Below are 24,453 nucleotides of genomic sequence, written 5' to 3'. Positions count from 1 at the left end.
TCTTACGTTGCTGAATCTCATGGTTTACTGATTAATAGTTTGTAATTTGTTTCTTATATCAAAATGCAAATATAATCATTCTATTGGATAGCGTTTCAAAAAACTGTATTTACCTCATTAGTGCATAGAAACGAGTTAAACGGTGCGCTAATGAATGGGTCCAGGGTGAGGGGTGGTGAGGGTAGATTTATAACCTTTTATTTTATTATTTTCTATACTATCTCCTTTTTTATCCTCAAAAAAAAATACGAAAGTTATAAATCTACCCTCACCACCCCTCACCCTGGACCTATTCATTAGCGCACCGTTTAACTCGTTTCTATGCAGTTTTGATTCTTTTCACCACAGAGGACACGGAGGACACAGAGGTGAATTGGGTTTATGACTTACGGTTGTGACCCTAATTTTGATGCGTAATCCTTCCTCTATAAAGTTGAAAAAACATAAAAACATCTGCACCTGCAACCAAACGCGTGTAATACACTAGTTGACAAACAGTTGGAACGTTGCAGATACCTGCGGCAGATAGGTTGCAGATAAAGTATCTGCAACACGTTATATAATCAAAGAAAAAGCCTTGATTCCTTGATGCAAAGCTATGGGATAATTGGGGTGACTCTATGGAGAAATGGTGGTGTCTCTACGGGGAAACGACAGTATCCTTACGTAGAAACTGTAGTGTCCCGCCTTAGAAACTCTCGTTTCCTACCGTGGAAATTGTAATTTCTAATGCCGGAAACGACAGTTCCCCGCCTGGAAACGGGAAGTTAATGTATACAGTATGACTGTTTTCTACACTTCATTCAGTTAAAAGCAACTATACTTATACTTTCCTCTTTTTAAAAGCAATGAAGTACCCGGAAATTTATTACCTTTGTGTAATTGATTTATAAAACCGGAGTATATGAGCACTAAAATTTATCCCATTGGCATACAGAATTTCGAAAAGATTCGTAATGACGGCTATTTATATATTGATAAAACGGCATTGATGTATCAAATGGTAAAAACCGGTAGTTACTATTTCTTAAGCCGCCCGCGCCGCTTCGGAAAGAGTCTGCTCATCTCTACTCTTGAAGCCTATTTTCAAGGAAAAAAAGAACTGTTTACAGGACTGGCTGTAGAAAGGTTGGAAAAGGATTGGATTAAATATCCGATACTACATCTGGACCTTAATATCGAAAAATATGATACGCCGGAAAGTCTGGATAATATACTCGAAAAATCGTTGACTGCATGGGAAAAGCTCTATGGTGCCGAGCCATCCGAACGCTCATTTTCCCTGCGTTTTGCCGGTATCATAGAACGCGCCTGCAAGCAGGCAGGACAGCGCGTAGTTATTTTGGTAGATGAATATGATAAGCCCATGTTGCAAGCCATCGGCAACGAAAAATTGCAAAAACAATTCCGGGACACTTTAAAACCTTTCTATGGGGCACTCAAAACAATGGATGGCTATATAAAGTTTGCGTTCTTGACCGGCGTTACAAAGTTTGGCAAAGTCAGTGTGTTTAGCGACTTGAATAATTTGGATGACATCTCAATGCGAAAAGATTATGTTGAAATCTGCGGTGTCAGCGATCAGGAGCTTCATGAAAACTTAGATATCGAACTTCATGAGTTTGCAGAGACGCAAGGTTTGTCGTATGACAAGCTCTGTACAAAACTAAAAGAATATTATGATGGCTATCATTTTACACATAATTCTATCGGTATATATAATCCGTTTAGTCTGCTCAACGCTTTCAAATATAAAGAATTCGGCAGTTATTGGTTTGAGACGGGGACACCTACCTATCTGGTTAAGTTACTAAAAAAGCATCATTATGATCTGGAACGGATGGCACACGAAGAAACTGATGCACAAGTACTGAATAGCATCGACTCCGAATCAACCAACCCGATTCCAGTGATTTACCAAAGCGGATACCTCACCATTAAAGGATATGACGAACGTTTTGGCATATACCGTTTAGGTTTCCCCAACCGTGAAGTAGAAGAAGGATTCATTCGCTTTCTGCTTCCTTTTTACGCGAATGTGAATAAGGTGGAATCCCCATTTGAAGTTCAAAAATTCGTCCGTGAAGTAGAAACGGGAGATTATGATTCTTTCTTCCACCGCCTGCAGAGTTTCTTTGCCGATACGACTTACGAAGTAATCCGGGAGCAGGAACTACATTATGAGAACGTACTTTTCATCGTTTTCAAGCTGGTTGGCTTCTATACCAAGGTGGAATACCACACTAATGACGGGCGTATAGATCTCGTGCTACAGACAGAGAAGTTCATTTATATAATGGAATTCAAGCTAAACGGAACAGCAGAAGAGGCTTTGCAGCAAATTAATGACAAACGCTATGCGCTACCTTTCGAAGCGGATGGACGGAAACTATTCAAGATAGGGATTAACTTCAGTGAGAAAACCCGTAATATCGAAAAATGGGTAGTAGAATCCTGAAGTATACCCCGCCTTGACAAAGAGTCTGTTATTATTAACGTGGTGATCTTATTCCAATCCCGGCCACGCTTTTGTTGAATACGTAGCCTCAAGCGCATTTTCTAAATTATCATTCAGACTCGGGAAGAAATCGATTCCTGTCTTTTCCTCCAGTTCGTCTATTGATAATGCATAGTCAACTAACTTTGTTGATTTCGGAGAGTCGGTATGCTCCATCCAAAAAGCGATCGCTTTGAATGAATCTCCTTTTTTAAACAACAAAGCCATATAATAATATCTAGGAATGGGCTTGCTACGGTCGTTACTAATATATCCTCTGATCTGATCTTCCTTATCAATCGTTCCTCCTTTTACCACATATAAGGTATCTGAAGATGTGCAGCTACGTCCCCATGATTGCACCTGTCCCTCCAAAGTCAACCAAATACCTGTATTAAATTTATTTCGTTGAGGACTCATATTAGTGTAATAAAAAGTCTGTTCATTTACCTCACGCGAATAAAGTCTGTCGGCAGAAGCACAAAGATGCCCTCTATCATAACCTTGTTTCCCAAAATCTGCTTGCACACGTTGGTATTGTGAACCGATAGCAGGATCTGCATCAAAAGGCTCATCACTACGTGATACATTTTGTTGCTTTGTTTGATTGTCAAATCGAAAGGCAATCCAACGGGAATGTTTCTTACTCTTATCGTATTCCATACTGAAAGAAGTTACTTTCTGCCCATTGAATGTGGTGTAGTGTGTTACAAACACATCGTTTGCACCATTGCGTAAGGCTGGGAGTTCTACGATGCCGGTGGCGAAATTATTGGAGTTGTTATTTTCATCTTTATCACAAGCGCAAAAGCTTATACATAATAAGCCCAGCCAAAGCAAAGTATTATATCTCATACAATATCAAATATTAAAAAAGAACTAAAACTGACCCAAACATTATTTGAGCCAGTTTTAGATTCTATTTTTGAGGAATACCAATTATTTTTTTACAACCAAAGATGCATTATCAATCAACATATCTTTAGCCGCAACAGACTTACTACCCGAACTCATAAATACAATAGAAACAGTTTGCTCTGCTTCCAACTCAATTGAATATTCATATTTAGTCCATTCATCAGTTAAAGCAATTGCAGTCGTTCCACTAACATAATTATATTTGCCACTATCCACCGTACCGTCTTCCTTTATTAGCACATAACCAACTTTCATATTAGCAGTAGCACCTGCTACAGCATTCTTTGCATATACAGAAAGTGTGTAATTTCCAACACTTAATTTTATATCATCACTACCTAAACGTTTATTACTCGTTGAGGTATTAGATATTAACACCGACATCGTACCATCTTGCGCGCTTTCTGTATATTTACTATAGGTAGCATTAGTTGCAGATTCTCTCCCCCAACCTTCTGGCTTAGTATCATTCCAAACTTCAAAACTACCATTCTTCAATAATTCACCTGATGGTTCCGGGGCAGTACCTCCTTCCACACCATATAATCTAATGTTATAAAGACGGAAACCTACAGTGTTATCAGCTACATCAGCAACAAACTTTAACGTAGAAGCATCAGTACCTGCAACCTCCACTTCCACTTGCATAGAATAGAAAATATTAGCTTCTTTATTTGCTGCGCTCACAACCTTACTTGCTGCCACTACTTCCTTGTCATTCAAAACAACTTTGATAGCACTCAAATCTGCAGTTTCACCTGCATTATACACATTAGACGCTACTTCATAAGCAACAATGAACTTACTATAACCAGAAGCTTTTATATTAGAAATTGAGAAATTCACCTCACTATTTTTAGGAAACCAAGCATGATTCACCATAGGTGCATCTGAAGAAACTTCAGGAGTCTTATGAGCAATAGCACGTATATCTCCACTCGTTGCTGCAAAAGTCAAATTCGAATTATCCCAACCCTGATAAGCACTTATAGCTGGTCTTTCTTCATCTTTTCCTATAATCTTAGCACCAAACTTTTCTGTAAATATTTCAGTTCCCTCAACAGGAGGTTCAGGAGTTTCACCACCTTCACCTTCTCCAACAATCTTCACATTCTTCACTTCCCATGTACCTACATTAGAAGTAGTACTTATATATTTGAAAGCAAATTGAATATTTTTACCAACATAGCTAGCAAGGTCAATATTACCAGAAGAAACAAATTTCCAATCCTGATTAGTTCCATAAGTTGGTATAGTAGCTTGAGTCCAATCAGAAGCAGTACTTTCCTTCACCCATATAGTCAACTCTTTTGCAGGATCACCACAGAATTTATGAGCATGTTCAAATGTCAATGAAGCTTTGGTCGCTTTTGTCAGATTTACAACAGGAGATATCAACCAGCTTTCTGATGCTTCTTTTTCTGTTGCAGAGATATAAGCACTAGCTTTCATATATTTGCTGGCAGTTCCGCCAGTCTCCGGTGTATAAGACTCCCATTTCCAGATTTCGCTTACTTTAGTAGGACGTGTTTTATCTTCAATAGTAAATGTACCTTTATCTGAAGCAAATGATTCTTCAAAGAATGTAACTCCGCCAACCGGAGGCGTAGGCTCATCTCCCCCTTCACCAATAATAGTGCCATCTTCCAATATCGCAGTTGTAACTTCTTTCAATCCCGGTAATCCCCATGTATTTTTCACTAAGGTTCCTTTCAAAGTCACTAAACGAGGAAGAGGAGTTGTTGCATTATCAACCAAATTTAAAGCTGCCTTAACTTCAGAGCAGCCAGCAGTTTTACCACTTAAATTAACCGCTGAACAATTCTTATAATCGCTTTCTCCACGGTCATCTGCAATCAGAAATGCAGTAGCTTTCACACCTGTGGGTTGTGTTCCAAAAACAACATCATTTTCAGAACTTATGGACATATCGGTAGAAGACTTAATACCTGCTACAATATATGCTTGTACCCAAGCTACAGTAGTACCATCGGCCTTAGCCTTTAAATCTGATACAGTATATGGATTATCTTTAGAACCATCACCCGTCAGCCCCGGAACATCACCCTCTCCCAATATATCATAAGGAGCCGGTACATCACTACATGAACTAAATGTGAACACTGCAAGCAGTGTCAAGAATAAAGCATTTAGAATCTTTTTCATAATTGTATATTGTTATTTGAATTATTTATTGCGTTTTACATCACTGCCAGTACGAATAATCAATTGCCAAGCATTGTTATATCGGGTCAGTATACCTGTCACATTTAAAGTACCTTGCGGAAGAACATCTTTTGAGAAGTTAGCATAGATACTGGTATGTGCCACAGCCGCAGACTTAGTACCATCAGCATAGTTGATATTGCGTTCTACAAAAGAAAGATTTGGATTGGCTACATCTTCCTCTGCTGCATAAGTTGTAGTACCATTTGCATCCGGAAAACTTACATTTTTTAATGTAACAAGCAATGGCGCCTGCTTCATATCCACAGCGGTCAATTCTGCAGCCGTAGAGATTTCTAAAGGTCTTAATTCATCATAAAACAACTTCGGTTCATTAATCAAACGTACATGCTGTTTCCATACATATTCGGGCATACGTCCCACTTTACCTTCATAAATTGAACCGATTTGTGCAAGCTTACGGTAACTACCGATTTGCAATCCCTTACAGTCAATTACGACTTTTTGACCTACCGGACAAAAGGCATATAATCCGGAATTATTAACTCCTACAATAATAGCACCTGTTTCATCACCAACGACAAGCTGTTTGTAGATGTTCCCACTTTCATCATCTCCAATTATTACACCTTCAATACGTGTTTCATCCTCAATAGTAGTATACGTATCAGTACTCGTATCGATGAAATCATTGTATTTCTCTTTCAGCGCAGCTATTGAAATGGTGCGTCCTTCCGGGATTGAATTATTGCCATAAGCATTTCCCGTCACCGGATCATCATAGTTCTCACAGGAAGTGAGACCTGCGCCACATAGCAGCAATCCGGTACATAATATAGATAGTAATTTCTTCATAATTGTTTCTTCCTTTCTTATTGTTTTGGATTGATAACTACACATTCTTAAAATCTATAACCAATGTTCAAGAAAGCGTTGAACGGGAATGCGTAGAAATACTTAGAGTTCTTAGAAAACTTGTAAACACGTGCGTCACCGTCTTTGTAATTATCATCACGGTTTTGTTCGAAACCGCCTGTACGCAAATCTGTATTGTTCAAGATATTAGTCAAACTCAAATTAAGGCTAATGCTCTTTCCATTACGTAAACGAATGTATTTTCCGATGGAAGCATCCAACATAAATCCACCATCCAGTTTCTCCTGACCTGGTACATGGAGAACCGGATTTCCATTAGCATCTACGCCGGCACCATTTTTATCCAATACGCTGCCAAGACGACGATAGCTTGAGAAATCGATATATACACGATCATAATAGTTTCCGGTCAAATTGAAGAACCAACCTTTTACGTTATAATCCAAAGCAAGGCTATAAGCAGAAAGCGGAGTACCATTAGCACGCATACCTTTAGCATAAACACGATCGAGGTTTGACTCATTCTCACTTTCATATGTCAATACAGCATCCGGATTATTGGTGTATTTAGCTTCACTCCAAGTACCGATAGCCGTCAATGAAAGTTCACTTGTCAACTTAAAGGTAGCCGCTGCTTCTATTCCCCAATGTTCCTTTTCAATGCCATTCATAGAAAGATAAGTGAAACGTGCTTCGCTATCATTATAAAAAGCATCCATTTCTACCTGATTCTGGAAGCGAGTGTAATAACCAGTCAAACGTCCCATCACCCATGGAGTGTTGAAGTTATAAGTCAAATCACCACCAATGATACGCTCTGTTTTCAAGTCTCTCACAAAGTCATTCTTAATACGTGGAGCAATAAAAGAGTTATAGGCCAACGGTGCACGTTCTTCATATCCGGCATTCAACGTGAAAGAATGGTTACCATTGATAGCCCAATTCAAACCGGCTTTTATACCTCCTTCAAGGAATTTAGCCGTACCGCTGCTACCAAGTGATTTCAACGGAGCACGTCCGTTTCTCATCAATCCATCGCGGAACATCTGTGTAGATCCTATCTTACCGGAAGCAAAATAGTTTAATGACCCGCCATTGTTACCCTGATAACGCACCCATGCACTCTGCTTATTCACATAGATGTTATAATCATAACCAAATTTATCACCTTCACCAATACGGCGGTTAGGATTATCAAGATCATTTTGCACCATACTGGAACTAGCTCCATGATCGCGCACTGCAAATTTGTCGACGTCAGTATAAAGCTGTCCGCCCAGCAAATCCTTCATTTTTTTATAATGCATACCTTTGGTTGTATTCACGGCAACTCCCGCAATGTAGCTGTTGTGTTCATTCCATTGATGATTGAATACCGAACTAAGGTTGAAAGCCAACTGATCATCATGACGTTCTTCTACATAATAAAGTGTCTCTTTACCTAATGCATTCGCCTGTTTATTGGCAAAATAAAGAGCATCCCAATCTAACTGACGATAAGCTTTATTATTTTTCCAATTATCTGTAACTTCATTAAACTGCTGCAATTCATCGGCAGTAGGAACAGATTCCCATACATCAAAGATTGAGCTAGGCAACTTTTTATAATAATCCGGGCGTGGATCGGCCGCATTACCATTCCAGCCTAGAGCACTTTTCCCATAGTTGGAATATTTGAATCCGGCACTTGTCACTAACTTCTTATTATCATCAATGGTGAAATTCCATGAAGCAATAGCCGATGGTTCGAACTGACGTACAATACGTGCATTTCGTTTTTCTCCATTCTGATATCCCCAGTTCGGATTATAATAATGACTGTTCGCTAAATAATAAGCTTCTTCGGTTGCCGCCATTTGCTGTCCTCTCTCTGTCGGTGTTCCCCAAGTTGCCAAAGAGAGACTATGGCGTTCGTTGAATACTTTCTCCGCACCGAGAAAGTAAGAAAAAGAATTATATTTGATTCCTTCAATATTTCCCTCATTACCCCAGCGATAACCCAATGATCCGGTAAATGCCCAACCATTGTTCATCAGACCTGTAGAATAAGTATACATTCCACGCAAAATGTAGTTGCGGTTACTACCTGACAGTGTTAGTTTTGAGCCGGCCGCATATTGGCTGGCACGTAAATTGATATTGGTGGCACCTCCTATCGCGCCAAAAGTAAAGTTGTTAAATTCAAAAGGACCGATCCCTTCCTTATTACGGGTAGCATCGTTCAATCCTCCTATTAATCCGTAGCTGAAACGTCCTGTTTCTGCATCATTAAACTGTACCCCATTGATATACATGTCACTGTACTGGGAATCATATCCCCTTACACGAAATCTCATTGGGCTAAACAGATAACCTACATTTGACAGATAAACATCATTGTTAGAAGTGACCAATGCAGATGTGCTCTGTGCTGCATCATCATCCTCATTCAATTGTGATTCTGTAAACATGAAAGAAGCATTGTCCTCACGGGCGTTTTGCTTTGCCTTTTGCTGCGCAAAAAGTGCTGGCATTAAGCAAAATAGCACGATCGCTAACCCTAGTCGTTGTTTCATAATTTAATTTATATTAATGTTAATTGGTCTTTCATTTTGCAACATAAAAGAAATATGTTGTTACGCAAAATAACAAAGAATTTTATATATAACAATGTTTTTTGCAAAAAAAGTAACTAGCAAGGGTGGTTTTTCCGTTTTCTTTTTAGATATTTGTCATACAAATGACAAATTACCCACTTTTAAAATCAATTTTAAAGATGAAAAAAAGCTTAATGACTTTAGGTGTACTCGCTCTTTTTGTCCTCATGGCCTACGGACAAGAAAAGAAATTTGCCCTCTACAGTGTAGCGTTCTACAATATGGAGAATTTGTTTGACACCATTCATGATGAAGGTAAGAATGACTACGAGTATCTTCCTAACGGTACTAATCAGTGGAATACGATGAAGTATAAGGCTAAGCTGAAAAACATGTCGGAAATATTAAGTATGTTAAGTACCGACAAGTTACCAATGGGTCCCGCCATTATCGGCGTTTCTGAAATCGAAAATTACAGAGTATTGGAGGACATACTGAAACAACCTGCTTTAGCGGACAGAGGGTACCAATATGTTCACTACGAAGGAGCAGACCAACGTGGTGTGGACTGTGCTTTCTTCTATAATCCCAAATTGTTTGAACTGACAAATAGTAAACTCGTACCTTATGTATATATCAATGATACGGTGCATAAGACACGTGGTTTCCTGATTGCCAGCGGTAATATCGCAGGTGAGAAAATGCACTTTATCGTCAATCACTGGCCTTCGAGAGCAGCTGCTTCTCCGGCGCGTGAACGCGCAGGGGAGCAGGTTAGAGCGATCAAAGACTCACTGTTAAGGGAAGACTCCGCAGCCAAAATTGTTATCATGGGGGATATGAATGACGACCCGATGGATAAAAGTATGGCCGTAGCACTTGGAGCTAAACGTAAGCCTGCTGATGTAGGACCTACAGATTTGTACAATCCTTGGTGGGATACTTTGAAAAAAGGATACGGAACTCTGATGTACAAAGGCAAATGGAATTTGTTCGATCAAATCGTATTCACCGGGAATTTATTGGGCACTGATCGCAGTACACTGAAATTCTATAAACATGAAATCTTCCGCCGTGATTTTATGTTCCAAAAAGAAGGGAAATACAAAGGTTATCCTAAACGGACGCAAGCAGGTGGTGTATGGCTAAATGGGTATAGCGATCACTTGCCTACTATTATTTATCTAATTAAAGAAGTGAAATGACAAAAGCATTATTTAAACTATTCATCCTGTTCATAACTTGTAGCACTGTAATCTCATGTAGTGAACAGGATTCTCCAGAACTTCCGGACAATCCGGGCAATACCAATCAAGGAATTGCCTCTATTGACCAAACGCAAATCAATGCAAATGGAGGCGGATTTATCATTCGTGTAAAAGCTGATGGCACATGGCAGGCTTCAAGTAGTGAGACTTGGTGTACATTGAGTAGAACATCCGGCAATGGAAATGGCTCTATCAGTGGATATATGAAAGCAAATACCGGAGCTGAACGAAGTGTCATTATTACAATCATAGCAGGGAAAGAAAAAGCAGAGTTTACACTCAAACAATTAGCAGGCAATGGTTCTAATCCTGATCCAGATCCAGACCCGGAAAAGCCTTCAGGATATGCAGGGAGGATTGAAATTCCAGCTTTGCGTTCTGGAGATATGTATAAGTTCATCACACACACTACTAAAGAGAATAACAAAGAGATTATTACTTATAGCTATGAGTATGATTGTAACAAAATGCATTCTCGTTGGGTCGCATGCACTTTTAGCACCGCCACTTCTGACCAAGATGCAGGAAGAAATGAGAACTTTACAGAAGATCTTTCATTACCTCCAGCATACAGACTTGGAGAAAAAGCTTTTTCTGGTTCTAACTACAGTAGAGGACATTTAATAGCTTCCGAAGACAGACAATATTCAGTAGCAGCCAACAAAAAAACATTCTACATGTCAAATATGAGTCCACAAATTCAAGATGGATTCAACGGAGGTATTTGGCTAAATTTAGAAAGACAAGTTCAAAGTAAAGGCTATAGCATTACTAATTCAAAAGATACATTATATGTAGTAAAAGGGGGAACAATTAGGGATGACCAGATACTAAAATATATATCTGATGGCTCTCATAATATAGCCGTTCCCAAATACTATTTTATGGCACTGTTATCCCTTAAAGATGGAAAATATTCTGCCATAGGGTATTGGTTTGAGCATAAATCTTATAATAGTAAAGAACCCTTTTCTAAATATGAGGTTACTATAGACGAGTTAGAAGCTAATACGGATATTGATTTTTTCCCTAATCTTCCTTCAGACATAGAAAAAGAGGTAGAAAAGAGTAAAGACAACTGGAAATGGTAACAAGTCATACCACTACTTAAAGATATTCAACAAATATCTCACTTTGAATTTAAATGAAGAGTAAGTTTCCTTTTTAATGAAATTTACTCTTCATTTTTTATCCATTTCACTTTATCGAGTATAGTCGATAAAAACACCTCTATTTTATCGATTATATTCGACAAAATAGTAAATTACTTGAATTGGATTAATGAAAAACGATCAATTGCTCGCTTTTCTTAAATATAAAAGAACAGCAACAAAACGAGATTACAAGTAATTACCACACCGAATCCTCCCAAAATCCAAGGACGAAGTTTACTCCCCTTTCCTGCAAAGAATAGAGCATAGAACATATTTACCATTATATTACTAATGATAGCCTGCATACTACAAGCAGTAATTATCAATGCAACCACACTACCTGTATTTTGCAACAAGTTTAAGATGAAAGGAGTTATATCACTAAAACCGGAAACAAAAGACAAGAGATTTAATCCGCCTGTGCCCGCATACACTAACGTATAGTGAGTTAAGAAAGTAAATATCACAAAGAGTACGGCAAAAATCAAAGCAACTTTAAATTCCAACGGGTTGCTACTATCATCCTCTTCTGTTTCAGCAGGCTGGTCTTCCGGTCGTTTTTGTCGGGAATGGATAAACCAAGCAACAATAGCCGCCACCACCGCCATAGTCAACAGATACGGATAAATAGACAGGAAGATTTCTCTACTGAAAATAAGTATCAGTATCATAAATCGCAGAAACATCATGCTGACAGCCAACAACATGGCAGCAACATAATCAGTAGCTTCCTGTTCAGAGGCTTTCCGGCTTTTACGGGCAAGTACCGAGATCGTAGCCGTACTGCTGTATAATCCACCAATAATACCGGAAACTAACGTTCCGGATTCATGGAATACATATCTCTTTAATAGATAAGAGAGATAGGAAATGCCGGATACTACTACCGTTGCCAACCAGATAGAATAAGGAGTAAGATTAATATCCGGAATCAGATTCTTATGCGGAAGCATCGGTAATATGATACCGCTGATAGCCAAGAACTTGGCTAACGTAATCATTTCATCATTCTTCATCCGTTGCGCAAACTCTGTAAAAGTATGTTTGAGTTCTGTCAGCAGGAGCACAGTCACAACTACCATAACATAAAACCAGGAAGGTTGGGTAGCTACGATAGGAGCCATACAATAAGTAATCAGGGCAATAATGATGGTAGTTACACCAAAAACATGAAATTGTGATTGCTTTACATAATAGTTTAATCCCAACAGCAATCCCAATACCGCTCCACCTCCCATAAACAGACGCATATCCGTAGGGTCTAAGATATAAAGCAAGTAACCCAGTATACCAATAAAGGTAAAGGTGCGGTCGGTTCCGAAAAGAGTAGTTTCCCCCTCACGCTTCAGACTGATTCGACGTTGCGAAAGTCCGATTAATAAAGAAAACAAGGTTACTAAAACAAAAGTAACCAATTCACGCGGCACATAGCTGTACAACTGTTCCATATCCATACACTGCTCTCTTTTTTATATAAGAACAAATATACGGTTTATTTGTTAACGCTCACCACGTTTTATACGGTTTTTTCATTAGCTGTGAATTATAGTAGCGTATGTCGCCCGTTACCTCCTCACCAATAAAGTCGGGTTTTACAAAAGCCTCATCTTCCGATTCCAACTCTACTTCTGCCACAATAAGTCCTTCATTCTCACCATAAAACTCGTCGACTTCAAATACATGTTTGCCACTACGTACCAAATAACGGGTCTTGTCAATAATCCCCGGTTCGCAAAGCCTCATCAATTCTTCTGCTTCTGATAAGGCCAGCTCCTTTTCCCATTCATAACGACTGGTACCGGAAGCATTAGAAGCTCCCTTTATTGTCAGATAACCTTTTTCATCCCGAATACGAACCCGGACAGTACGCCCGCGAGCACTACTGATATACCCCTGCACAATATGACTCTGCGCAAAAGCCGAAGACTTGAATTCACCGATAACTAAAAATTTACGTTCTATTTCCTGTGCCATGGCACAAAGATAAATTAAAAATTGAAAATTGAGAATTAAAAAATGATAGTTTGATACCTCACATCATGTATCAGAAAACTACAATTCTTAATTCTCAATTTTCAAGTCTCAACTTATTTCAGAATCTCGTCATAAACTCAATCACGATTTTGTCCCGTTCCGATTCTTTTGGAACACCGGAGTTCTTATAGAAATATTTCTCGAAGTTCAGTCGGAGGTCAGCAATGAAAGCTTTGGAAAGACTTAGTGTGATTCCGCCTGTCACACGATGTCGGGCATAATCATTTATAATCAGAGCTTTTGTCGTTTCATCCATCTTGCCATCACTATGATCGGTCATCATATCATAGCGAGCCAGGAAAGAGATTTTATTGAACACTTTCTTTAATGGTAAATCGTAATTAATAAAACTATTCACTGCATGAACATCTTTAAATGCTTCGTGACCGTACATTTTATATAAATATTCCGCCTCAATATGAAAACGGTCATTCTGATAATAGATACCGGCATCGTACATATTAATCCGCACATTTTCCGGTTTTATCATTTGGGTGCTAAGTGTCAGATTCCAGTTCTTATTGGGCAATAACTGCGCTTTTATGGAGTAATTCAACGTTTTATGCCATTCTTTCTGATTTGTCAGACCGGAGCCGTTAAACAATCCCCCTTCAAGAATAAATGGGATACCTTTTTTATTCGTATAACCAGCCGTCAAACCGACATCACGCACATTTCCTACTTGCTTGGCAATGAATGAACGGTTGGCAAAATACTGCTGATGTGGTGAGCGGTGAGCATCTATCGTGAAAGGAACGCGCATCTGACCGATCGTAAAATTCAGGTCTTTCACCGGAAAAACACGTGCATACGCATCAAGCATCTTGATAGAGCCTTCATCGGAAAGGTCGATTTCCGCTTTATAAGCAACTATCGGATGCACATTTCCCGAAACACTGAAGCGTGCATTACGTACTTCAAAACGGCTTTCACTTGTTTCTGTCTGGTATTCGTACTTTCCCCGGATTGTTCCGTGAATCTCCGGCAGATAATCCTTAAACTCCATGGTCTGTTTATCCAGCATCTTACCATCCCCTGCATCTTCTTTTGCCTGTCCAAAGGCCATTGTCGCCAGCAAAAGCATAACGACGGTTGTTCTGATTCTACTCATTTCAGTTGTCTGCTACTAAATTCACGGCAAAAGTACAACTGTGAGGATACACGGAGATGACAAATTAACTACGGGAAAATGACAGAAAAGTTACATTTATATTACAGAGAACACAAATGCATTACAAAACAAAGAGTTCGCCACAAATTACGCAGATTAACACAGATCGGATTTGATATTTATCCTATCAATAACCAAACAATCTGGGTTAACCGTATAATTTGTGGCGAACTTATCAGCCGAAAAAGGAAAATGCGATCAGCATAATCAATGCCAAAATAATTAATGAGACGAACACTATTTTGACAACCTTCTGGGCTTGTTCTTCTTCTTTCTTACTAATTGCTACTTTTTTCTTCACCTTACCCATAATAGTTAGCTTTAAAGTTCAACGCTAACAAAGTAAGTACAAATCTATTAACTTTCCAAAAATAATTCTTGCTAATTTTATTTTTTATGATTCTTGTGAAGAAAACTCCATCAAATAAGCTTTGATAAAACCATCTATTTTGCCATCCATCACGCCGTTCACATCCGAGGTTTGATAGTTGGTACGGTGGTCTTTCACACGACGGTCATCAAATACGTAGCTTCGGATTTGTGAACCCCATTCGATTTTCTTCTTACCGGCTTCCACCTTCGCCTGTTCTGCCATACGGTGCTGCAATTCCTTATCATATAAGATAGAACGTAACTGACGCATTGCATTCTCACGATTCTTCGGTTGGTCACGGGTTTCGGTATTCTCGATCAGGATTTCTTCTTCCTCACCGGTATAAGGGTCTTTATACTGATAACGCAAACGGACACCGGACTCCACCTTATTCACATTCTGTCCACCGGCACCACCGCTTCGGAACGTATCCCAAGAGATATTGGCAGGCAAAATATTAACTTCAATACTGTCATCTACCAACGGAGTAACAAACACAGAAGCAAAAGAGGTCATACGTTTACCCTGCGCATTGTAGGGAGAAACACGAACCAAACGGTGCACACCGTTCTCTCCTTTCAAATAACCATAAGCAAAGTCACCTTCGATATTGATAGTACAGGTCTTGATTCCGGCTTCATCCCCTTCCTGAAGGTTGGCAATGGTAGCTTTATAACCATTCGTCTCGGCATAACGCAGATACATACGCATCAACATGGAAGCCCAGTCCTGACTTTCCGTACCACCGGCACCTGAATTGATTTTCAGCACACAATCCATCTGGTCGGCTTCATCACGAAGCATATTTTTGAGTTCGAGTGCCTCTACCGCCTCACTGGCTTTTGCATAAGCAGCATCTACATCTTCCTCAGTCACCAGTTCTTCTTTATAGAAATCAAATGCCAGTTCGAGTTCGTCTGCCAGCGTTTTGAGTTCGTTGTAACCCTCAATCCACTTTTGCAGGTCTTTCACCAGTTTCATTTGAGCTTCGGCTCTCTTCTGGTCATCCCAGAATCCCGGAGCTTGTGTTCTTAATTGCTCTTCTTCGACTTGAATTTTCTTCCCGTCGATGTCAAAGATACCTCCTCAGCGCATCAGTGCGCTCTTTCACGTCTTTAAGTTGTTCAATAGTAATCATTTGATTTACAAATTTATTATTTACAAATTTCAGATATCGGGGACAAAGATAAGCAAAATTCTGCTACCTTTGTTTTTGTTATTAAAATGTTGTCATATTATGAACAAACGATTGAAACTTTCTTGCTTGTCACTCTTCCTGGCATTAGTGATTTGCAGCTGTAGCTCACAAAAGAAGTATAGCTACGAAACAGTGCCCAATGACCCGCTAAAAGCCCGCATTTACACACTGGACAACGGACTAAAGGTTTACCTCACCGTAAACAAGGAAACTCCGCGCATACAAACATTTATCGCAGTAAGAGTGGGCGGGAAGAATGACCCGGCAGAAACGACGGGACTTGCCCATTATTTCGAACATCTCATGTTTAAAGGCACCGACAAGTTTGGCACAAAAGACTACGCGACCGAAAAACCTCTGCTGGATGCAATCGAACAACAGTTCGAAATTTATCGTAAGACTACGGATGAAGCGGAACGTAAGGCGATCTACCACACCATCGACAGCCTTTCTTACGAAGCTTCCAAGTATGCTATCCCTAATGAATATGACAAATTAATGGCAGCCATCGGATCTACCGGCAGCAATGCTTATACCTGGTATGACCAGACGGTCTATCAGGAAGACATTCCTTCCAACCAGATAGACAACTGGGCGAAGATTCAGGCAGATCGTTTTGAAAACAATGTAATTCGTGGTTTCCATACTGAATTGGAAGCTGTATATGAAGAGAAAAATATGTCACTCACCCGTGACAACAGCAAAGTGCAGGAAGCTATTTTTTCTTCTCTTTTTCCCAAGCATCCTTATGGAACGCAGACTGTGTTAGGTACACAGGAGAACCTAAAGAATCCTTCTATCACGAATATCAAGAACTACTATAAACAATGGTATGTGCCCAACAATATGGCAATCTGTATGTCTGGCGATTTAGACCCGGATGCAACAATTGCATTAATCGATAAATATTTTGGTGGATTGAAACCCAATCCGGAACTCCCGAAACTGGACCTTCCGAAAGAGGCGCCAATCACGCAACCTGTTGTAAAAGAGGTGTTAGGTCCGGATGCCGAAAGCGTTGCATTGGCTTGGAGATTCCCCGGTGTATCCGACAAAGACTTTGAAATCCTGCAAGTCGTTTCGCAAGTATTGTACAATGGAAAGGCAGGACTTATCGACCTTGACCTGAACCAGCAACAGAAGGTCTTGAATAGTTACGGTTACCCGATGGGACTGGCAGATTACTCTGCATTGCTGTTAGGAGGACTTCCTAAACAAGGACAAACACTGGAAGAGGTAAAAGACTTGCTACTCAGCGAAATCAAGAAGCTCCGTGCCGGAGAGTTCGACGAGAAAATGCTGGAAGCGAACATCAACAATTTCAAACTCGGTGAACTGCAAAACATGGAAAGCAACGAAGGACGTGCCGATATGTTTGTCAACTCATTTATTAACGGCACAGACTGGAAAAATGAAGTTACTGCCATCGACCGTATGGCCAAACTGACCAAAGAAGACATCGTAGCGTTCGCCAACAAATACCTGAAAGAAGATAATTATGCCGTTATCTACAAAAAGCAAGGAAAAGACCCGAACGAAAAGAAGATGACGAAACCGGAGATTACTCCTATCATAACCAATCGTGATGTAGCCAGTCCGTTCCTTGTGGAGGTACAGGAAAGCGCAGTCAAACCGATTGAACCAGTGTTTCTCGATTATCAAAAGGATATGAGCCAATTAAAGGCAAAATCGGATATTCCGGTTCTTTACAAACAGAATGTAGCCAATGACCTGTTCCAATTGATTTATGTCTTTGATATGGGAAACAACCATGACAAAGCTTTTGGAACAGCATTCGATTATCTCGAATATCTCGGTACTTCGGACATGACACCGGAAGAACTGAAAAGTGAATTCTATCGCCTGGCTTGTACTTTCTATGTTTCTCCGGGTAACGAACGCACGTATGTCGTACTTTCCGGACTGAATGAGAATATGCCTGCTGCCGTACAATTATTCGAAAAGCTACTGGCAGATGCGCAGGTTAATAAGGAAGCCTATACTAATATGACCAGCGATATACTGAAAGCCCGTTCGGACGCCAAACTGAATCAGGGACAGAACTTCTCCCGTTTGATGAGCTTTGCCATGTACGGTCCCAAATCCCCTGCCACCAATCTACTGACGGAGGCGGAACTGACAAATATGAATCCACAGGAACTGGTAGACCGGATTCACAATCAGAACAGCTACAAGCACCGTATTTTATACTACGGCCCAAGCAGCAGCAAAGATTTACTGGCTACCATCAACCAATATCATCAGGTTCCGGCAGCCCTGAAGGATATTCCTGCCGGAAACGAGTATCCTTATCTCGAAACTCCCGTCACTAAAGTTCTAGTAGCTCCTTATGACGCCAAGCAAATATACATGGCACAGATATCCAATCTCGATAAGAAGTATGATCCTGCCATTGAACCTATCCGCGCATTATATGATGAATACTTCGGAGGGGGCATGAACTCTATCGTCTTCCAGGAAATGCGTGAAACACGTGGATTGGCTTATTCCGCCTGGGCTAGCATAATGCCGCCGAGCTACTTGAAGTATCCCTATGTACTACGTACACAGATTGCCACGCAAAACGACAAAATGATTGATGCCGTCACTACATTTAATGACATCATCAATAATATGCCGGAATCCGAAGCTGCTTTCAAACTGGCTAAAGACGGATTAACCAACCGTCTGCGCACCGAACGTATCATCAAAGATGACATTATCTGGAGTTATATCAATGCACAAGATTTAGGGCAAAACGTAGACCCGCGCATCAAGCTCTACAACGACATACAGAACATGTCGCTAAAAGATATTGTCGATTTCCAAAAGCAATGGGTAAAAGGACGTACGTATGTTTATTGCATCCTGGGAGATAAGAAAGATTTGGAGCTGGATAAATTGAAAGCTGTAGGTCCTATTGAAGAATTGACCCAAGAACAGATTTTCGGATACTAAAAAGAAACGAGCCGGTCATAAATAATTAGCAGGTGTCAAAGCCCCCCTAAACACAAAGTTTACCCCTGTTACAAATTGAACTGTAACAGGGGTAATACTTTTAAAGAGAGCTCCAATACACTCTTTATTGTTTCCGATTTATCATTTACGGTTTATCGTTTCATTTTTAACGATAAACCGCTTATCGCCTATTTCTCACTTTCTTCGTACATCTTCTCTATCTGCTCACTATAATTCTTGGCAACCACCGCCCGTTTCAGTTTCAGTGTATTAGTCAATTCTCCACGTTCCATGCTGAATGGCTCAGGCAGTAAAGTGAAACGTTTGATTTGTTCATAGTGCGCAAATTGTTGCTGAAGTGTATCGATCCGCGCACGGAACAATCCTACAATCTTCGGATGCTGCAACAGTTCCGTCATATCCTTATATTCAATACCCTTTTCTTTGGCATACTCTTTCACAAATCCATATACAGGAACAATCAGAGCCGAGACAAACTTACGTTGATCGGCGATAATGGCAATCTGGTCGATATAACGGTCAATGACCAACTTCGTTTCCAAAGCTTGCGGAGCGACGTATTTGCCGTTTGATGTTTTGAATAAATCTTTAATACGTTCCGTCAGGAAAAGCTGTCCATTTTTAAAGTAACCGGCATCACCTGTATGGAACCAGCCATCCGGCTCAATAGCGGCAGCTGTGGCTTCCGCTTTTTTGTAATAGCCTTTTGTGATCGTCTTACCCCGAAGCAGGATTTCATTGTCTTCACCGATTTTCACTTCAATCCCCGGCAGTACAACACCTACCGAACCGATATCATAGCCAACCGGCAGTGTACAAGATACAGTAGCCGTAGATTCCGTCAGTCCATATCCTACCACCATATTGATTCCTACCGAATGAACGAATTCATTAATCTCATCGGGAACGGCAGCACCGGCAGTCGGGAAAAAGTTACCATTCTCAATACCGATTGTTTTTTTCAGCAAAGAATAGATAGTCTTTTCGTAAAACTTATATTTCAGTTGATTCATCACCGGAGGAGTCTTTCCCAGACGCAGATAATCCAGATTATGGATTCTACCTACCCGGATAGCATCCAGCATCAGTGCCTTCTTCAACCCGGTTGTTTCGTTTATTTTTTCCTGTACCCCTGCATACACCTTCTCCCAAAAACGGGGAACACTGCACATCAGTGTCGGGCGAATTTCCTTAATGGTTGTTTGTATATCTGCCGGACGGAGATTGATACAAATCTGCACTCCTTTATGAATACAGAGATAACACCATGCTTTCTCAAACACGTGTGTTAATGGAAGGAAGTTCATCGATACATCCTTATCCGACATCGTCGTCAAACGGTCATCATGTGTATGAAACTGTTCCAGATAACAAGAATGATGAAGCATAACCCCTTTCGGTTCCCCCGTTGTGCCGGAAGTATAGAGAATATTTGCCAAGTCATCATAAGAAGCCCGCTCCGTACGTTCTTCTACCGTATCATTATGAGGCAATCCCTCTCCCGTCGCCATAAATTCATCAAAATAGATAGATGATACGTCACGAGGGTCTTTTACCACCGAACGGTCAAAGATTATCAGTTGTTGCAAAGAAGAACAGAAACCAAAGATACTGAAAGCGGCATCATACTGGTATTGCTCACCGACAAAAAGAAAACGAATCTGCGCATCATTAATGATATATTGCGCCTGCGCAGGTGAACTCGTTGCATAAAACGGAATGGTAACCGCCCGGTTGGCAAATGCACCAAAGTCTACATAGAACCATTCGGGTTTATTCTGTGAAAATATACCGATATTCTCTTGTTCTTCCACTCCCAATGCCACGAAAGCATTAGCTGCTTGCCGTACTGTTCCGGAGAACTGCTTCCATGAAATAGGAATCCATTGAGCTGTCTCATAGTCACGGTATTTTAAGGCTACCTTGTCGCCATATTTTTCGGCCTGACGATGGACCAGGACAGATAAATGATGATAAGTCATACTCTTTGTATTAGTAAATATGGTACAAAGGTATTAGTTTTATTTGAAACTATTGCTCAAAACGACTATCTTTGTGCAAAGATTAAGATATAGATAAAAGATTTGCACTATGAAATATGATATTCCATATATGACAACAGAGGCTGTAAGCCTGCTTAAATCACTGATTAGTATTCCTTCAATCAGCCGGGAAGAAACCCAAGCTGCGGATTTCCTGCAAAACTATATTGAAATGGCAGGTATGCAGACGGGACGTAAAGGAAATAATGTGTGGTGCTTTAGTCCTATGTTTGATCTGAAGAAGCCGACTATTTTACTTAACTCCCACATAGACACAGTGAAACCTGTTAACGGTTGGCGGAAAGATCCGTTCACTCCACGTGAAGAAAACGGTAAGTTATATGGATTAGGAAGTAACGATGCCGGTGCCAGCGTTGTTTCGTTATTACAGGTGTTCCTGCAACTATGTCGCACTTCGCAGAAGTATAATCTGATTTATCTGGCCTCTTGTGAAGAAGAAGTTTCTGGAAAAGACGGAATTGAGAGCGTATTGCCGGGACTTCCTCCAGTCTCATTTGCCATAGTGGGCGAACCGACAGAGATGCAACCCGCCATTGCCGAAAAGGGATTAATGGTATTGGATGTTACTGCCACAGGTAAGGCGGGACACGCAGCGCGTAATGAAGGAGACAATGCTATTTACAAAGTATTAGATGATATTGCCTGGTTCCGTGACTATCGTTTTGAGAAAGAGTCACCCTTGTTGGGTCCCGTAAAGATGAGTGTCACTGTCATCAATGCCGGTACACAACACAATGTGATTCCCGACAAATGTACTTTCATCGTCGATGTCCGGAGTAACGAGCTTTACTCAAATGAAGAACTGTTTGCTGAAATCAAAAAGCATATTTCCTGTGAAGCCCAAGCCCGTTCATTCCGTCTCAATTCTTCACGAATTGACGAAAAGCACCCATTTGTACAGAAAGCTATGAAGTTAGGACGCGTTCCTTTTGGTTCTCCAACATTGTCCGACCAGGCCTTAATGTCCTTCCCATCGGTAAAAATTGGTCCGGGACGTTCGTCACGTTCACACACGGCAGAAGAATATATCATGTTAAAAGAAATAGAAGAAGCGATCGGACTTTATTTAGAGCTATTGGACGGACTTCTGATTTAATAAAAGTCATTGGTGAATTGATAGTGGTTATCCTATTATATAGTTTCTCAACTATCAATTCACCCATACAATAAAAACAAAGCAACGATTATTCAAACAACTTCGATAAAGCTTCCTCCAGTTTTTCACCCCTTAAATTTTTGTCTATAACAATTCCCGTAGGATCTACAAGAAAAGTTCTGGGTATAGCATGGATACCATATATATCAGAAGCATCCACATCCAACAATTGTACCCAATTCATTCCAAGTTCTTCAACAGCAGCCCTCCAAGGTTTCAGTTTCCGATCTGTGGATATGCTAATCACCTCAAATCCCTTAGAAGCATATTTTTCATAAGCAGCTTTCACATTGGGCATTTCATGCCGACAAGGTCCACACCATGAAGCCCAAAAGTCAATCAAGACATATTTTCCTTTACACACATAATCAGACAAGAGCTTCATGTTGCCAGCATTGTCTTTCACTTTAGCATCCGGGAAACGTTCGCCAATCTTTATCTTGGCATCCATTTCCTGCCGTTTCTTTTGTTCTTCACGCTGTTCCGGAGTCATTTTATTTTCAAGTTCCGCCTTCATTCGGAGCTCTGCTTGGTTCTTCTTTTCCACAATATTTCTCACCAAATTATTTTGTGAAAACAGAGGCGAAGCTTCTTTCATCAGAATCTTCATATCATCAAAAGGCATCATCATACCTCCAACGGAGAAAAGATATACACCCACTATACTATTCTTATAATCCTTTATACAATGTGATACTGAATCCATTTGTGCAAGAAATAATTTATTATTCCGATCAAATTCCGCTTTAAATACAGTATCATTCCTCATCTTATCCGAAAATACTTCCGGTTTCATCCCAAGCATTAACTTATAAATATCATTCGATGTTTTCAACATATTATCCATTATTAGCTGCATACGATTTAAAGCTATATTCAATGAATCATTTAAAGGCGTTCCCCCTCTCTTATTCGCAGCAATATTTACTGATATTTCTCCTTTTTCGAAAATCAACGGATAGGTTTCTCCATCCATATCCTTGATGATTGCAATATCCGGCATCTGATGTACACCAGAAAAAGAGAACTTACCTTTTTCCACTGTTGTACTGTCCAAAACGACTTCTTTGGCTTTCTCTCCATCTCCCATCAGGCATAAATACAACAATTGATTATTCAATTCCTCATTAGCAATACCTCGGATAGAGAATTTCTCTTGGGCAGAAGAAAATATAGCAATAGCACAAAAAGTGCATAAAATCATAATTCGATTTCTCATATAGAATAAATTTAGGCAACTATACCTTGTTTACATTAATATTTAAAAAATTCACGTTTATGATTATAACATTTAAACTATTTGTTATATTTGCACCAAATATACAAATAAGATTGGACTTTTCCAATCATTGTAACGACATAAAATAGCTCAATCGCCTTCTGAATCACCACCTCGGAAATTAAACGAGCTATAAATGAACCAATACATATTGGGCGAGTTGAAACCTTTAGGCGTAGACTTCCCCATAATGTATTGTGGCTTGTGGTGAGCCAAGAAGGCGTATGGGTGATAGTCTGCGCTTTCTTGTATACTTGTAATGCGTGGTTATCGCTGAAATTGGCGACCCTTTATTTTTAGTATTAACCATAAAATTTCAAGTTTATGAAAAAGTTTTTAAGTATGACGCTGTTACTTACAGCTATGTTTTTAACGTTCTCTGCGTGTTCAAGTGATGACGACGAAACAAATTACCCAGACATCACAGGCTCTTGGAGTGAAATAAGTGAAACTCCCGGAGAGTACATATCTAGTTATATGGAAGTGATGTGGACTTTCAATTCCGATAATACGGCTACTCAAAGAGTTATTCTGAAATTCAACAATGTTACTTCTAGGGACACAAGTACTAATTTTACTTATGAATATAAAGGTAGTACTATTACTTTGAAGAATGATAAGGTAACATTAGATTATGAAATAAGCATTTCAGGTAACAACATGAAATTAGGGAATGAAAAAGATGGTTACTTCAATCTAACTAAAAAGTAACAATGTTATTTAG

17 protein-coding genes are annotated in these 24,453 nt (G+C 39.9%); 6 read left to right on the top strand and 11 right to left on the bottom strand.

The window, feature by feature from the left end:
• Nucleotides 1–904: 904 nt before the first annotated feature.
• Entirely contained in the window at nt 905–2,458 is a 1,554-nt protein-coding gene (locus DWZ47_RS05690; protein WP_004305188.1) for an ATP-binding protein, read from the top strand.
• A gap of 48 nt (nt 2,459–2,506) precedes the next feature.
• On the opposite strand, the gene DWZ47_RS05685 is transcribed toward DWZ47_RS05690, so the two are convergent.
• The 4 genes from DWZ47_RS05685 to DWZ47_RS05670 all read right to left on the bottom strand — a co-directional run bounded on the left by DWZ47_RS05685 (nt 2,507) and on the right by DWZ47_RS05670 (nt 9,033).
• The gene (locus DWZ47_RS05685; RefSeq protein ID WP_004305190.1) at nt 2,507–3,352 is read right to left on the bottom strand and encodes a DNA/RNA non-specific endonuclease; all 846 of its coding nucleotides are present in this window, start codon (nt 3,350–3,352) and stop codon (nt 2,507–2,509) included.
• Between the two features lie 84 nt (nt 3,353–3,436).
• Nucleotides 3,437–5,581: a choice-of-anchor J domain-containing protein gene (locus tag DWZ47_RS05680; RefSeq protein ID WP_004305193.1), complete on the bottom strand. Its 2,145-nt coding sequence runs from the start codon at nt 5,579–5,581 to the stop codon at nt 3,437–3,439.
• 21 nt (nt 5,582–5,602) lie between these two features.
• A complete protein-coding gene (locus DWZ47_RS05675; RefSeq protein ID WP_004305195.1) occupies nt 5,603–6,457 on the bottom strand; it encodes a DUF5689 domain-containing protein in 855 nt (284 codons plus the stop codon).
• Between the two features lie 47 nt (nt 6,458–6,504).
• The gene (locus DWZ47_RS05670) at nt 6,505–9,033 is read right to left on the bottom strand and encodes a TonB-dependent receptor (protein WP_008024272.1); all 2,529 of its coding nucleotides are present in this window, start codon (nt 9,031–9,033) and stop codon (nt 6,505–6,507) included.
• Between the two features lie 200 nt (nt 9,034–9,233).
• Here DWZ47_RS05670 and DWZ47_RS05665 point away from each other — a divergent pair, with 200 nt between their 5' ends.
• Nucleotides 9,234–10,259 (top strand): endonuclease, encoded by a 1,026-nt coding sequence (locus tag DWZ47_RS05665; protein WP_004305199.1) that lies wholly within the window; start codon nt 9,234–9,236, stop codon nt 10,257–10,259.
• The gene (locus DWZ47_RS05660) at nt 10,256–11,413 is read left to right on the top strand and encodes a DNA/RNA non-specific endonuclease (RefSeq protein ID WP_008642847.1); all 1,158 of its coding nucleotides are present in this window, start codon (nt 10,256–10,258) and stop codon (nt 11,411–11,413) included. The genes DWZ47_RS05665 and DWZ47_RS05660 overlap by 4 nt, the downstream gene beginning before the upstream one ends.
• Nucleotides 11,414–11,631: 218 nt before the next feature.
• Here the strand turns inward: DWZ47_RS05660 and DWZ47_RS05655 are convergent, their stop codons facing one another.
• The 5 genes from DWZ47_RS05655 to prfB all read right to left on the bottom strand — a co-directional run bounded on the left by DWZ47_RS05655 (nt 11,632) and on the right by prfB (nt 16,192).
• Complete coding sequence (locus tag DWZ47_RS05655; RefSeq protein WP_117512575.1) at nt 11,632–12,924, bottom strand: MgtC/SapB family protein; 1,293 nt, start codon at nt 12,922–12,924, stop codon at nt 11,632–11,634.
• 58 nt (nt 12,925–12,982) lie between these two features.
• Entirely contained in the window at nt 12,983–13,450 is a 468-nt protein-coding gene (locus DWZ47_RS05650; RefSeq protein ID WP_004305204.1) for a CYTH domain-containing protein, read from the bottom strand.
• Nucleotides 13,451–13,568: 118 nt separating this feature from the next.
• Nucleotides 13,569–14,621, bottom strand: a complete 1,053-nt coding sequence (locus tag DWZ47_RS05645; RefSeq protein ID WP_044919045.1) for a porin — start codon at nt 14,619–14,621, stop codon at nt 13,569–13,571.
• 235 nt (nt 14,622–14,856) lie between these two features.
• Nucleotides 14,857–14,991, bottom strand: a complete 135-nt coding sequence (locus tag DWZ47_RS31255; protein WP_004299554.1) for a hypothetical protein — start codon at nt 14,989–14,991, stop codon at nt 14,857–14,859.
• 84 nt (nt 14,992–15,075) lie between these two features.
• A protein-coding gene (prfB, locus tag DWZ47_RS05640; RefSeq protein WP_143256892.1) for a peptide chain release factor 2 occupies nt 15,076–16,192 on the bottom strand; the annotation gives its coding sequence in 2 pieces (ribosomal slippage) (nt 15,076–16,128 and nt 16,130–16,192; 1,116 coding nt in all).
• A 99-nt stretch (nt 16,193–16,291) separates the two neighbouring features.
• Here prfB and DWZ47_RS05635 point away from each other — a divergent pair.
• Nucleotides 16,292–19,210 (top strand): M16 family metallopeptidase, encoded by a 2,919-nt coding sequence (locus DWZ47_RS05635; RefSeq protein ID WP_199488144.1) that lies wholly within the window; start codon nt 16,292–16,294, stop codon nt 19,208–19,210.
• 188 nt (nt 19,211–19,398) lie between these two features.
• Here DWZ47_RS05635 and DWZ47_RS05630 read toward each other — a convergent pair whose 3' ends face one another.
• Nucleotides 19,399–21,213 carry an AMP-dependent synthetase/ligase gene (locus tag DWZ47_RS05630; protein ID WP_004305211.1) on the bottom strand — a complete coding sequence of 605 codons (1,815 nt, stop codon included), beginning with the start codon at nt 21,211–21,213 and terminating at the stop codon, nt 19,399–19,401.
• A gap of 109 nt (nt 21,214–21,322) precedes the next feature.
• Between DWZ47_RS05630 and DWZ47_RS05625 the strand changes: the two genes are divergently transcribed.
• A complete protein-coding gene (locus tag DWZ47_RS05625; RefSeq protein ID WP_004299550.1) occupies nt 21,323–22,390 on the top strand; it encodes a M20 family metallo-hydrolase in 1,068 nt (355 codons plus the stop codon).
• An 88-nt stretch (nt 22,391–22,478) separates the two neighbouring features.
• Here the strand turns inward: DWZ47_RS05625 and DWZ47_RS05620 are convergent, their stop codons facing one another.
• The gene (locus DWZ47_RS05620) at nt 22,479–23,669 is read right to left on the bottom strand and encodes a TlpA disulfide reductase family protein (RefSeq protein ID WP_233525009.1); all 1,191 of its coding nucleotides are present in this window, start codon (nt 23,667–23,669) and stop codon (nt 22,479–22,481) included.
• Nucleotides 23,670–24,053: 384 nt separating this feature from the next.
• Between DWZ47_RS05620 and DWZ47_RS05615 the strand changes: the two genes are divergently transcribed.
• Nucleotides 24,054–24,440: a lipocalin family protein gene (locus tag DWZ47_RS05615; protein WP_008776013.1), complete on the top strand. Its 387-nt coding sequence runs from the start codon at nt 24,054–24,056 to the stop codon at nt 24,438–24,440.
• Nucleotides 24,441–24,453 lie beyond the last annotated feature (13 nt).

It is taken from the genome of Bacteroides sp. AF32-8BH (assembly GCF_003435205.1).
GTDB lineage: Bacteria > Bacteroidota > Bacteroidia > Bacteroidales > Bacteroidaceae > Bacteroides > Bacteroides ovatus.
The sequence above is the reverse complement of the archived record's forward strand: the minus strand, read 5'-3'. Positions and strand labels throughout refer to the sequence as shown.